The 13,619-nt window shown below is 48.9% G+C and carries 13 protein-coding genes and 1 other annotated feature; all 13 genes read left to right on the top strand.

What is annotated here, in order from left to right; genetic code table 11:
• Positions 1-20: 20 nt before the first annotated feature.
• Entirely contained in the window at positions 21-869 is an 849-nt protein-coding gene (locus tag A8F97_RS07745) for a glycerophosphodiester phosphodiesterase family protein (protein WP_033071461.1), read from the top strand.
• A gap of 163 nt (positions 870-1,032) precedes the next feature.
• Complete coding sequence (htpX, locus tag A8F97_RS07740; protein ID WP_014699813.1) at positions 1,033-1,914, top strand: protease HtpX; 882 nt, start codon at positions 1,033-1,035, stop codon at positions 1,912-1,914.
• A 341-nt stretch (positions 1,915-2,255) separates the two neighbouring features.
• The gene (gene ogl / locus A8F97_RS07735) at positions 2,256-3,422 is read left to right on the top strand and encodes an oligogalacturonate lyase (RefSeq protein ID WP_005968909.1); all 1,167 of its coding nucleotides are present in this window, start codon (positions 2,256-2,258) and stop codon (positions 3,420-3,422) included.
• A 215-nt stretch (positions 3,423-3,637) separates the two neighbouring features.
• On the top strand, positions 3,638-4,429 hold the full coding sequence (kdgR, locus tag A8F97_RS07730; protein WP_014699814.1) for a DNA-binding transcriptional regulator KdgR: 792 nt from the start codon (positions 3,638-3,640) through the stop codon (positions 4,427-4,429).
• 249 nt (positions 4,430-4,678) lie between these two features.
• Positions 4,679-4,942: a YebO family protein gene (locus tag A8F97_RS07725; protein WP_014699815.1), complete on the top strand. Its 264-nt coding sequence runs from the start codon at positions 4,679-4,681 to the stop codon at positions 4,940-4,942.
• A 122-nt stretch (positions 4,943-5,064) separates the two neighbouring features.
• Positions 5,065-6,456 (top strand): amino acid permease, encoded by a 1,392-nt coding sequence (locus tag A8F97_RS07720; protein ID WP_014699816.1) that lies wholly within the window; start codon positions 5,065-5,067, stop codon positions 6,454-6,456.
• Positions 6,457-6,720: 264 nt separating this feature from the next.
• Entirely contained in the window at positions 6,721-8,649 is a 1,929-nt protein-coding gene (thrS, locus tag A8F97_RS07715) for a threonine--tRNA ligase (protein WP_033071462.1), read from the top strand.
• A gap of 2 nt (positions 8,650-8,651) precedes the next feature.
• Positions 8,652-9,194: a translation initiation factor IF-3 gene (infC, locus tag A8F97_RS23090; protein ID WP_011093973.1), complete on the top strand. Its 543-nt coding sequence runs from the start codon at positions 8,652-8,654 to the stop codon at positions 9,192-9,194.
• Positions 9,195-9,307: 113 nt separating this feature from the next.
• A complete protein-coding gene (rpmI, locus tag A8F97_RS07705; RefSeq protein ID WP_005968897.1) occupies positions 9,308-9,505 on the top strand; it encodes a 50S ribosomal protein L35 in 198 nt (65 codons plus the stop codon).
• 43 nt (positions 9,506-9,548) lie between these two features.
• Positions 9,549-9,905 carry a 50S ribosomal protein L20 gene (rplT, locus tag A8F97_RS07700; RefSeq protein ID WP_005968887.1) on the top strand — a complete coding sequence of 119 codons (357 nt, stop codon included), beginning with the start codon at positions 9,549-9,551 and terminating at the stop codon, positions 9,903-9,905.
• 116 nt (positions 9,906-10,021) lie between these two features.
• Positions 10,022-10,144 (top strand) — a sequence feature (Phe leader region).
• Positions 10,027-10,071 (top strand): pheST operon leader peptide PheM, encoded by a 45-nt coding sequence (pheM, locus tag A8F97_RS24340; protein ID WP_106120997.1) that lies wholly within the window; start codon positions 10,027-10,029, stop codon positions 10,069-10,071. Its footprint overlaps the feature before it by 45 nt.
• An 89-nt stretch (positions 10,145-10,233) precedes the next feature.
• Positions 10,234-11,217 carry a phenylalanine--tRNA ligase subunit alpha gene (pheS, locus tag A8F97_RS07695; RefSeq protein ID WP_005968885.1) on the top strand — a complete coding sequence of 328 codons (984 nt, stop codon included), beginning with the start codon at positions 10,234-10,236 and terminating at the stop codon, positions 11,215-11,217.
• A 14-nt stretch (positions 11,218-11,231) separates the two neighbouring features.
• Positions 11,232-13,619: a phenylalanine--tRNA ligase subunit beta gene (gene pheT / locus A8F97_RS07690; protein WP_033071463.1), complete on the top strand. Its 2,388-nt coding sequence runs from the start codon at positions 11,232-11,234 to the stop codon at positions 13,617-13,619.

Genomic DNA, 13,619 nt, shown 5'->3' with positions numbered 1-13,619 from the left:
CTATGTGGAGTTTTCGACTGATGACAAAGCAAAGTAAAGGCCTGACTCAGGAATTGATTGCAGCGCAAAACATGACGGTCCTGACAGTAGCACATCGCGGTGTCTGGGCATCGGCGCCGGAAAATTCACTGCTGGCGCTGCGCGAAGCCATTCGATTGGGTGTTGATATCGTGGAGATGGATGCGCAATTAACGGCTGATAGCCACGTTGTCGTGATTCATGATGATACACTCGATCGCACAAGCAATATGAGGGGCGAGGTTAGCAAAATGACGCTGGCGGATATTCGCCAGGCTCGTCTACGTGGGAGTGACGGCAGCTCTGCATGGCCGTTAAGTAACGAAAAAGTCCCTCTGCTGTACGAGGTTCTTGAAGAGGCGCGTGGGCGCATTGTTATTAATGTGGATGTTAAACATGAGCGCGAATTTGGTGTTATTGCCCGCGATATTCGCGATAAAGGTCTCAGTGCGGGCGCGATCATGAAAAGCCCGGTTAATCTCGCTTCTGCCTGTTTTCCGCTTGTTTCTCCGTCGCCGGATCCCCTGATACCGTACATGCCGTTGATCCAACTCCAACGGGGAGAAACCGTCGATATTCTGCGGCAGATTGACGACTTTGGTGTTGCCATAGTGGAGGCCAATTTTGATCATATTGATACATTGATGGAGGCGCATGTCGAATTTCAACGGCTTGGCGTGCGGATCTGGGTGAACACGCTAGATTGCGCACATCCGCTTGATTACAGCGATACGCGCGCCTTAGTCGATCCTGATGCCGTATGGGGAGCACTCATTCGGGCTGGTGTCGGCGCGATTCAGGTCGATCACGCCGCAGCATTTATCGATTTTCGATCAACGCTATTGCGCTGATCTATCAGGGTTACCAGCAGGCAGGATGCCGCTTTCCTTTTGAAAAATGTAAAGTTATGTGGATTTAGTAACTGAAAAGTTAAGAATACTTGAAAATACCACGACAACCCATACGATGTAGGTGTTGCAACTTTATTTTTCTGCGAGAGGAAATCAGACCGTTATGATGCGTATTGCGCTTTTCCTGATCACCAACCTGGCGGTGATGTTGGTTTTCGGGCTGGTACTCAGCCTGACGGGAATTCAGTCCAGCAGTGTCCAGAGCTTAATGATCATGGCTGGGCTGTTTGGCTTTGGCGGTGCGTTTGTTTCACTGCTGATGTCTAAATGGATGGCGTTGCGGTCCGTTGGCGGCGAGGTCATTGAACAACCACGTAACGAAACTGAACGGTGGTTGGTGGAAACGGTCCGTTTACAGTCACAGCAGGCTGGGATCGCGATGCCACAGGTGGCTATTTACCATGCGCCAGACATCAATGCGTTCGCGACGGGAGCTCGTCGTGATGCTTCGCTGGTGGCGGTGAGCACCGGTTTGCTGCAAAACATGAGTCGTGATGAGGCTGAAGCGGTTATCGCGCATGAAATTAGCCATATCGCGAATGGTGACATGGTGACAATGACGCTGGTTCAGGGAGTAGTAAACACCTTCGTTATTTTTATCTCTCGCCTGATCGCTCAGGTTGTTTCTGGCTTCCTGTCCGGTAGCCGCGATGAAGGGGAAAGCAGCAGTGGCAACCTACTGGTTTATTTTGCAGTCGCCACTGTGCTGGAACTGGTGTTTGGTATTCTTGCCAGCATTATCACCATGTGGTTCTCACGCTATCGTGAATTCCATGCGGATGCCGGTTCTGCCAAGCTGGTGGGGCGTGAAAAAATGATCGCCGCACTGCAACGCTTGAAGACCAGCTACGAACCGCAGGAGGAAGGTAGCATGATGGCTTTCTGCATTAACGGAAAATCGAAATCCTTCAGCGAACTATTCATGTCACACCCGCCGTTGGATAAGCGTATCGAAGCGCTGCGTTCCGGTGAGTACCTGAAGTAATTCACGATATTTTCCTTCCAAAGGCCCATTCGGGCCTTTGTTATTTCTGCGTTTCTTGATTCATTGTTCCTGTGCTTTCTCTGCCTGAGTATTTTCATTAGATCTGAAACAGGTGGCGAAAATAGGAAGAATGTTTTATAAAATAAAACCACGATCACGGAAAAATGAAACATTGTTTCTATAATGCCGATATAACAGGCGTCTCGCGTGAGATTGGTGGCCTGATTTTTGAACAACCGGTGTCGGAGTAATCGGCTAGCTGGGCGAGCGGAATATCAGGTTATCGGAGAGTATGCGCGTGTGGCGTCAGATTCTTCATGATAAGTTCTAAGGATTTACGGATGGCCAAAGGTAACAAGATTCCCCTAACGTTTCATACCTATCAGGATTCAGCAACTGGCACCGAAGTTGTGCGTTTAACCCCGCCCGATGTTATCTGCCACCGCAACTATTTCTACCAGAAATGTTTCTTCAATGACGGCAGCAAACTGCTGTTTGGTGCGGCATTTGATGGTCCATGGAATTACTATCTACTGGATTTAAAAGCGCAGAATGCCACGCAGTTGACGGAAGGCAAAGGCGACAATACTTTCGGTGGTTTCCTGTCCCCGAATGACGATGCGCTGTATTACGTTAAAAATACCCGTAATCTGATGCGTGTCGATCTGGCTACGTTGGAAGAGAAAACCATTTATCAGGTGCCTGACGATTGGGTCGGTTACGGTACGTGGGTTGCCAATTCCGATTGCACTAAGATGGTCGGTATTGAGATCAAAAAAGAAGACTGGAAACCACTGACTGATTGGAAAAAATTCCAGGAGTTCTATTTCACTAATCCTTGCTGCCGCCTGATTCGCGTCGATTTGGTAACAGGCGAAGCGGAGACGATCCTTCAGGAGAATCAGTGGCTGGGTCACCCAATCTACCGTCCGGGTGATGACAACACGGTCGCTTTCTGCCACGAAGGCCCGCACGATCTGGTTGATGCCCGTATGTGGTTCATCAACGAAGACGGTACCAACATGCGTAAAGTGAAAGAGCATGCTGAAGGCGAAAGCTGTACCCACGAATTCTGGGTACCAGATGGTTCCGCGATGATTTACGTCTCTTACCTTAAAGACGATACTAACCGCTACATCCGCAGTATCGATCCCGTGACGCTGGAAGATCGTCAATTGCGCATCATGCCACCGTGTTCTCACCTGATGAGTAACTATGATGGCACGCTGTTGGTTGGTGACGGTTCCGATGCACCAGTCGACGTGCAGGATGATGGTGGCTACAAGATTGAGAACGATCCGTTCCTGTATGTTTTCAACCTGAAAACTGGCAAAGAACACCGTATTGCACAGCACAATACATCCTGGGAAGTGTTGGAAGGCGACCGTCAGGTTACTCACCCACACCCTTCTTTCACGCCGGATAATAAACAAGTCCTGTTTACTTCTGACGTAGATGGAAAGCCTGCGCTGTATCTGGCGAAGGTTCCTGATTCAGTCTGGAACTAATAATACGAATAAGTCCGCGTCACATTTTATGACGCGGATTATTTTAAAATATTTACTTACATATTATTTTATTAAGTCTCTGACGCGGTTATTTCTCAAACTTAACTTGATTATCGTTATTGCTCCATTGCCATAATCAAAGCGTTCCCTTTATACTAAAACCATTGTTCTATTTTTTTTAAAACAAAAAAAACCTGAGTAGGGTAACCACAAAAATGGCTATTGCAGATTTAGATAAACAACCCGATTCCGTGTCGTCCGTTTTAAAGGTTTTTGGTATTTTGCAGGCATTAGGTGAAGAGAGAGAAATTGGTATTACCGAGCTTTCTCAGCGCGTGATGATGTCCAAGAGTACCGTTTACCGCTTCTTGCAGACGATGAAATCCCTGGGCTATGTTGCGCAGGAAGGTGAATCGGAGAAATATTCGCTGACGCTCAAGTTGTTTGAACTTGGTGCAAAAGCATTGCAGAACGTAGATTTAATCCGCAGTGCGGATATACAGATGCGAGAGTTGTCTGCGCTAACGAGGGAAACGATCCACCTCGGCGCGTTGGATGAAGACGGCATCGTTTATATCCACAAAATTGACTCGATGTATAACCTACGCATGTATTCGCGTATTGGTCGTCGTAACCCGCTGCACAGCACTGCAATTGGTAAAGTGCTATTAGCATGGCGCGATCGTGGTGAAGTAGAAGAAGTCCTGTCGACCGTCGAATTCACTCGTAGTACACCGCATACGCTGTGTTCTGCTGAAGATCTTCTTAATCAATTGGATATCGTACGTGAGCAAGGCTTCGGTGAAGATAACGAAGAACAGGAAGAAGGGCTACGTTGTATCGCTGTGCCGGTATTCGACCGCTTCGGTGTTGTGATTGCTGGGCTCAGTATTTCTTTCCCAACCATTCGTTTTTCAGAAGACAATAAACACGAATATGTGGCTACGCTGCACACCGCAGCCAGAAATATTTCTGAGCAGATGGGTTACCACGATTACCCTTTCTGATATTTTCTATCTCTTGCTAAGCCTGTCCTTGTCGACAGGCTTTTTTATTGCGAGCCATCTCTGACCGCTACCCTGTGGGCCGTCGCAAGCGACGTTGAAAAACGTTCCCCACTTTTTTTGCACCAATACGATAGCGATGTGCAGCAACATGCTGTGGATAACGGACGGCGCCGGGTATCGAATTTGGCTACGCCCTGATGTTAAGATAGCCCATAGATATTTGTCTACGTAGTGATAAGTGGAGTCGTTGTGAACATACTAGAAGTCGTTTTTGTCTTGCTGGTTGTGCTACTGGCCGCGCTGGTCTGGTTTTTTGTCAATCGGGCGAGCGTCAGAGCAAATGAACAAGTGAAATTGCTGCAAGAGATCGCAGAGCAGCAACGTCAGCAGTTAGCGTTATTGAAAAAATTATTGCCCCAGAGTGTAGAGAAGAGTGAGCCTGAAACGCTTGTCGCTGAGCTCGATCGTGATGATGTGGAGTTAACGTTTAAAAATGTCATTCCCGAACGTTGATAGCCCAATCACCGTGTAGTACTTAAATACACTTCTTTTGCCTGTCTGCACCTGCTTTCATGCTGATGCTGCAAGCATAGTTATAAAAATGAAGAAGGCTTTACAGGAAGCATAAAAATAATATGGCAAATGCTCAAAACAACATGGCAAACGATCACCAGGAACTGGTTTTAAAACGAGGGTTGAAAAATCGACATATTCAGTTGATAGCGCTGGGTGGTGCTATCGGTACTGGATTGTTTTTAGGGATATCGCAGACCATCCAAATGGCTGGTCCGTCCGTCTTATTGGGCTATGCGATCGCCGGCATGATTGCATTTCTGATTATGCGGCAACTGGGTGAGATGGTCGTTGAAGAGCCGGTAGCGGGGTCATTCAGCCATTTTGCTTTTAAATACTGGGGCGATTTTGCGGGTTTCCTCGCGGGTTGGAACTACTGGGCGATGTTTATTCTGGTAGGGATGGCAGAGTTGACCGCCGTGGGTATTTATATCCAATACTGGTGGCCTGAGACGCCAACCTGGTTGTCTGCGGCGATCTTCTTTGTACTGATCAACCTGATTAATCTGGTTAATGTGCGGATGTTTGGGGAAACGGAATTTTGGTTCGCCATTATCAAAGTACTTGCCATTGTCGGGATGATTGTCTTTGGCAGTTGGCTGTTGCTGAGTGGCAATGGTGGCGAGACCGCGACGGTGCGTAATTTATGGATCCATGGCGGATTCATGCCGAATGGTGCAAGCGGCTTGATCATGGCGATGGCGGTGATCATGTTTTCATTCGGCGGCCTAGAGTTGGTAGGTATTACAGCCGCAGAAGCAGCCGATCCGAAACGTTCTATCCCTCAGGCGACCAATCAGGTGGTATACCGCATCCTGATTTTCTATATCGGCGCGTTGTCTATTTTATTATCGCTCTATCCATGGGGGAATGTGGTCAGCGGTGGTAGTCCATTTGTCCTTATTTTCCAGGCGCTTAACAGTAATATCGTGGCGAATGTGCTCAACGTGGTGGTTCTGACGGCGGCGCTATCCGTGTATAACAGCGGCGTATACTGCAATAGCCGGATGCTGTACGGTTTGGCAAAACAGGGAAATGCGCCGAAGTCTTTGGCGAAGGTTAACGCACGCGGTGTGCCCGTTCGGTCTATCGCGCTGTCGGCGTTAGCGACATCACTCGGTGTAGCGATTAACTACCTGATGCCAGGCAAAGCCTTTGAGCTGCTGATGGCGCTGGTGGTGTCTACGCTGGTGATTAACTGGATTATGATCTGTTTTGCCCACCTGCGTTTTCGTCAGGCGATGATAGAGAAGGGCGTGGTGCCCGCCTTTAAAGCGTTCTGGTATCCGTGGGGTAACTATCTGTGCTTGGTGTTTCTGGCGGGGATTCTGGTGATTATGCTGCTATCACCGGAGATTCGCATATCGGTCGTGTTAATTCCGTTCTGGATCGCTGTTATTTGGCTTGGTTTCCGTTTCTCCCGCAAAAATAACGCAGCACTGAAGTCGGCATAGATACAGTAAACTTTCTGGCCTGCTTATTGCGATACAACGATGAGCAGGCTACCCATCCGGCTTTAACACACCGGTTATAAGGTGTATTATCGCCCTGACGTTATTCATGTCACGCTAGTGCGTACCTGTCGTGTTCGCATCATGTGTATATATTTCACAGAGTACAGAGAAATAGCATGGATAACACTTTTGATTTTCAATTGAAATGCGATTTTTTGCATGTGAGCTTTCGTGTGGCTCACCACTGTAAATAAGGGAATTATAATGCCAGTTATCACCCTTCCTGATGGAAGTCAGCGTCACTACGACCACGCCGTTTCTCCCCTGGATGTTGCACTTGATATCGGTCCCGGTCTGGCGAAAGCCTGCATCGCCGGACGCGTCGATGGCGAGTTGGTTGACGCCAGCGATAAAATTGACACCGATGCACAGTTAGCCATCATCACTGCCAAAGATGAAGCGGGTCTGGAGATTATTCGCCACTCTTGCGCGCATCTGTTGGGTCACGCGATCAAGCAACTGTGGCCAGATACCAAAATGGCGATTGGTCCGGTTATCGATAACGGTTTCTACTATGACGTTGACATTGACCGCACTCTGACTCAGGAAGACATTGAGCTGCTCGAAAAGCGTATGCATGAGCTCGCTGACACTGACTATGACGTAATCAAGAAAAAAGTCAGTTGGCAGGAAGCGCGTGACGCGTTCGCTGCACGCGGTGAGACCTACAAAATGGCGATTCTGGATGAAAACATCAGCCACGACGATCGTCCGGGTCTTTATCATCATGAAGAATACGTCGATATGTGCCGTGGTCCGCACGTACCGAATATGCGTTTCTGCCATCATTTCAAATTGCAGAAAACCTCCGGTGCTTACTGGCGTGGCGACAGCAAAAACAAAATGCTGCAGCGCATCTACGGCACCGCATGGGCGGATAAAAAGCAGTTGGCTTCTTACCTGCAACGTCTTGAAGAAGCGTCTAAGCGTGACCATCGCAAGATCGGCAAACAGCTTGACCTGTATCACATGCAGGAAGAAGCGCCAGGTATGGTGTTCTGGCACAACGACGGCTGGACGATCTTCCGTGAGTTGGAAGCGTTTGTACGGATGAAGCTGAAGTCGTACCAGTATCAGGAAGTAAAAGGTCCATTCATGATGGATCGTGTGATGTGGGAAAAAACCGGCCACTGGGAAAACTACAAAGAAGCGATGTTCACGACGTCGTCAGAAAATCGTGAATATTGCATCAAGCCGATGAACTGCCCAGGCCATGTACAGATTTTCAATCAGGGATTGAAATCCTATCGCGATCTGCCGCTGCGTATGGCTGAGTTCGGTAGCTGCCACCGTAATGAACCGTCAGGCTCTCTGCATGGTTTAATGCGTGTGCGCGGCTTCACTCAGGATGATGCACACATCTTCTGTACGGAAGAGCAGGTTCGTGATGAAGTGAATAGCTGCATCAAGATGGTGTATGACATGTATAGCACCTTCGGTTTTGAAAAAATCGTGGTGAAACTGTCTACGCGTCCTGAAAAACGCATTGGTAGCGATGATATGTGGGATCGCGCTGAAGCCGATTTGGCAGCGGCGTTGACTGAAAATAACATCGAATTTGCCTATCAGCCGGGTGAAGGGGCATTCTATGGCCCAAAAATTGAATTTACCTTGCATGACTGTTTGGATCGTGCGTGGCAGTGTGGTACGGTGCAGCTCGACTTTTCATTGCCGGGTCGTCTGAACGCATCCTACGTTGGTGAAAGCAACGAGCGTCAGGTACCGGTTATGATTCACCGGGCTATTTTGGGATCAATGGAGCGTTTCATCGGTATTTTGACCGAAGAATTCGCAGGCTTTTTCCCAACCTGGTTAGCGCCGGTTCAAGTGGTGATTATGAATATCACCGATAGTCAGGCTGATTATGTCAACGAATTGACCCAAAAATTGCAAGAAGCGGGCATTCGTGTGAAAGCAGACTTGAGAAATGAGAAAATAGGCTTTAAAATCCGCGAACACACTTTACGACGCGTTCCCTATATGCTGGTTTGTGGCGACAAAGAGGTCGAGGCAGGAAAAGTTGCTGTCCGCACTCGTCGTGGTAAAGACCTAGGGAGCTTGGATGTCAGTGAAGTTATCAGCAAGCTGCTGCAAGAGATTCGCAGCCGTAGTCTTCATCAATTGGAGGTATAGGTATTAAAGGCGGAAAACGAGTTCAACCGGCGCGTCCTAATCGCATCAACAGAGAGATTCGCGCAAATGAGGTACGCCTGACAGGCGTCGAAGGCGAACAGCTTGGCATCGTAAGTCTAAATGAAGCATTAGAAAAAGCCGAAGAAGCAGGTGTTGATTTAGTTGAAATCAGTCCGAACGCCGAGCCTCCGGTTTGCCGAATTATGGATTACGGCAAGTTCCTTTATGAGAAGAGTAAGGCCACAAAGGAACAGAAGAAAAAACAAAAAGTTATTCAGGTCAAGGAAATCAAATTCCGACCTGGTACCGATGATGGCGACTATCAGGTCAAACTACGCAACCTGATTCGCTTTCTTGAAGATGGTGACAAAGCTAAAATCACATTGCGTTTTCGCGGTCGTGAAATGGCACACCAACAGATTGGTATCGAAGTGCTTAACCGCGTTCGTGACGATCTGAGTGAACTGGCAGTGGTCGAATCCTTCCCATCGAAGATCGAAGGCCGTCAGATGATCATGGTGTTAGCACCGAAGAAGAAACAGTAAGGCATTCAAGTAGCGGAACCGCACTGCTTTTATTTTGCGTTAAGCGATAAATTCGTGTGGTTTTGTTCGCCTTATCTGATTCGTTTTATTAACAATGCGAAGTGGAAATAACAATGCCAAAGATTAAAACAGTACGTGGCGCCGCTAAACGCTTTAAAAAAACCGCCGGCGGTGGTTTCAAGCGTAAGCATGCTAACCTGCGTCATATTCTGACTAAAAAGTCGACTAAGCGTAAACGTCACCTGCGTCCAAAAGGTATGGTCTCCAAAGGGGATCTGGGCCTTGTTATCGCATGTCTGCCATACGCATAAGTAACCTTTTTTTAATTCAGAATAAGACTTTAGGAGAGAGCATATGGCTCGCGTAAAACGTGGTGTAGTTGCCCGTGCACGTCACAAGAAAATATTGAAACAAGCGAAAGGTTACTACGGTGCCCGTTCGCGCGTTTATCGTGTTGCCTTCCAGGCAGTAATCAAAGCTGGTCAGTACGCTTACCGCGACCGTCGTCAACGTAAACGTCAATTCCGCCAGTTGTGGATTGCACGTATCAATGCAGCAGCCCGTCAAAACGGCTTGTCTTACAGCAAATTCATCAACGGCTTGAAAAAAGCCTCTGTTGAAATTGACCGTAAGATTCTGGCTGATATCGCGGTATTCGATAAGTTAGCGTTCAGCGCGCTGGTCGAAAAAGCGAAAGCAGCACTGGCGTAAGTCAGTTGAGAGAGGGAGCTTTGGCTCCCTCTTTTCGTCAAGCACTAGAGTTTTTGTTATTTACAATGCGATTTGTTATTCACGCATTTTTTCGTGGTTCTCAACACAAGGTAACGCAAGTATGAACGCTGCTATTTTCCGTTTCTTTTTTTACTTTAGCGCCTGAATTCAGGGGGCTTGCGCGTAAGAAAAGAAACGAAAAGTAGCGCTTAAGCCTCCCTAAGGGAGGCTTTTTTATTTATAATTATCGGTTTTTACTATCGTTTTTAGTGAAACGACATTCTTCAATCATGACCGTTGGCCGCATAGGCAGAAAAAGAGGAACACAATGCCACATCTCGCAGAACTGGTTGCCAAAGCCAGAACAGCTATAGAAGAGGCCCAGGATGTTGCCGCACTGGAAAATGTGCGTGTCGAATATCTGGGTAAAAAAGGTCACTTAACCCTTCAGATGACCTCGCTGCGCGAGTTGCCGGCTGAAGAACGCCCTGCTGCTGGTGCCGTTATTAACCAGGCTAAGCAAGACGTCCAGGACGCGCTGAATGCCCGTAAGCAAGTGCTGGAGTCCGCTGAGTTAAATGCGCGTCTGGCGCAAGAAACCATCGATGTGTCCTTACCGGGTCGCACTATTGAGAATGGTGGTCTGCATCCTGTAACACGGACTATCGATCGCATCGAAACCTTTTTCGGCGAGCTGGGTTTTTCGGTGGTTACCGGGCCAGAAATCGAAGACGATTACCACAACTTTGATGCGTTAAATATTCCAGGGCATCACCCCGCACGTGCTGACCACGACACGTTCTGGTTCGATGCTACGCGTCTGCTGCGTACACAGACTTCAGGTGTTCAGATCCGTACCATGGAAAAGCAGCAACCGCCTATCCGTATCATCGCGCCGGGCCGCGTTTATCGTAACGATTACGATCAGACCCACACGCCGATGTTTCATCAGATGGAAGGGTTGATCGTCGATAAAGACATCAGCTTCACCAATCTGAAGGGCACGCTGCATGATTTCCTGCGTAATTTCTTTGAGGAAGATTTGCAGGTTCGTTTCCGCCCGTCTTATTTCCCGTTTACCGAGCCGTCCGCAGAAGTGGATGTCATGGGTAAAAACGGAAAATGGCTAGAAGTGTTGGGTTGCGGCATGGTGCATCCGAACGTCCTGCGTAATGTTGGCATCGATCCCGAAGTGTATTCCGGTTTCGCATTTGGTATGGGTATGGAGCGTCTAACGATGCTGCGCTATGGCGTGACCGATCTGCGTGCGTTCTTCGAAAACGATCTGCGTTTCCTCAAACAGTTTAAGTAAGGCGGGTATACATCATGAAATTCAGTGAACTCTGGTTACGCGAGTGGGTAAACCCGGCGGTCGATAGCGAAACGCTATCCGAACAAATCACGATGGCTGGCCTGGAAGTGGATGGCGTTGAACCTGTTGCTGGCGCATTCCACGGTGTGGTTGTCGGTGAAGTGGTTGAATGTGGGCAGCACCCGAATGCAGATAAACTGCGTGTGACAAAAGTGAATGTTGGTGGCGATCGCCTGCTGGACATCGTTTGCGGTGCGCCGAACTGCCGTCATGGTCTGAAAGTAGCGGTGGCGACGGTAGGTGCCGTGTTGCCAGGCGACTTCAAAATCAAAGCCGCCAAACTGCGTGGCGAACCATCTGAAGGCATGCTGTGCTCATTTTCCGAATTGGGCATTTCCGACGATCACGATGGCATCATTGAACTGCCAGCAGATGCACCGATCGGTACGGATATTCGTGACTATTTGAAGTTAGATGATAACGCGATTGAAATCAGCGTGACGCCAAACCGTGCGGATTGCTTAGGCATTATCGGCGTGGCGCGTGACGTGGCGGTGTTGAACCAACTGACGTTGAATGAACCGACTATTGAGCCGGTTGCCGCGACAATTCAGGATACCTTCCCGATTCGGGTTGATGCGCCGCAGGCATGTCCACGTTATTTAGGCCGTGTAGTGAAAGGTATCAACGTTAAGGCAGCAACGCCGCTGTGGATGCGTGAAAAACTGCGCCGTTGCGGCATTCGCTCTATCGATCCCGTGGTTGATGTGACCAACTATGTTCTGCTGGAACTTGGCCAGCCGATGCACGCATTCGATCTTGACCGTCTCAACGGCGGCATTATCGTGCGTATGGCAGAAGAGGGCGAAACGCTGACGCTGTTGGATGGTAACGAAGCGAAGCTGAACGCTGATACGCTGGTTATTGCTGACCAACAGAATGCGCTGGCGATGGGTGGCATCTTTGGCGGCGAGCATTCTGGCGTTAACGACGAAACACAAAACGTTCTGCTGGAATGTGCCTATTTCAACCCGCTGTCGATTACCGGACGCGCACGTCGCCACGGTTTGCACACCGATGCTTCTCACCGTTACGAGCGTGGCGTGGATCCAGCGTTGCAACATAACGCTATTGAGCGCGCGACGCGCCTGTTGATTGACATTTGTGGCGGTGACGCCGGTCCGGTAGTGGATGTCACCAGCAAAGCTGATTTGCCGACACGTGCAACAATTACGCTGCGTCGTGAGAAGCTGGATCGTCTGATTGGTCATGTAATTGCCGATGAGCAGGTGATCGATATCCTGCGACGTCTGGGCTGTAACGTAGCGAAAATTGACGCAGGCTGGCAGGCGACGGCTCCGAGTTGGCGCTTCGACATGGAAATTGAAGAAGATCTGGTTGAAGAAGTCGCGCGTATTTACGGCTACAACAACATTCCGAATATTCCTACTCAGGCTCCGTTGATCATGACCGCGCATCGCGAAGCGTCATTGTCATTGAAGCGTGTGAAGACATTATTAGTCGATCACGGTTATCAGGAAGCAATTACTTACAGTTTTGTTGACCCGAAAATTCAAGGATTAATCCACCCTGATGAAGCCTCACTGAGCCTGCCGAGCCCGATTTCAGCAGAGATGTCAGTGATGCGTTTATCGCTGTGGAGCGGCTTGTTGAGCGCTGCTGTGTATAACCAAAATCGCCAGCAAAGCCGTCTGCGCCTGTTTGAAAGCGGCCTGCGTTTTGTGCCGGACACCAGTGCTGACCTGGGCATTCGTCAGGATCTGATGCTAGCGGGTGTGATGACTGGCACGCGTTATGAAGAGCATTGGGATCTGGCGCGTCAGGCCGTTGACTTCTATGATTTAAAAGGTGATTTGGAAGCGGTACTGGCATTGACGGGCAAATTCTCTGAGGTTGAATTCAGGGCTGAAAATAATCCGGCATTGCATCCGGGGCAAAGTGCTGCTATTTATCTGTGCGGAGAACGCATTGGATTTATTGGCGTTATTCACCCAGAACTGGAGCGCAAGTTGGATCTTAACGGGCGCACCGTTGTGTTCGAATTGTTGTGGGATAAGGTCGCAGACCGCGTATTGCCTGATGCGAACGAAATTTCCCGTTTCCCAGCGAACCGTCGTGATATTGCCGTTGTGGTAGCCGAAAATGTCCCTGCGGGTGATATTTTGGCCGAGTGTAAGAAAGTTGGCGCAAATCAGTTAGTTGGCGTAAACTTATTCGATGTGTACCGAGGGAAGGGCGTAGCGGAAGGTTATAAGAGTCTGGCTATCAGCCTGACCCTGCAAGATACCACGCGTACACTGGCAGAAGAGGAAATTGCCGCTACCGTTGCTGAGTGCGTAGCAGCATTAAAACAGCGATTCCAAGCATCCTTGAGGGATTGA

It is taken from the genome of Pectobacterium parmentieri (assembly GCF_001742145.1).
GTDB classification, from domain to species: domain Bacteria; phylum Pseudomonadota; class Gammaproteobacteria; order Enterobacterales; family Enterobacteriaceae; genus Pectobacterium; species Pectobacterium parmentieri.
The sequence above is the reverse complement of the archived record's forward strand: the minus strand, read 5'-3'. Positions and strand labels throughout refer to the sequence as shown.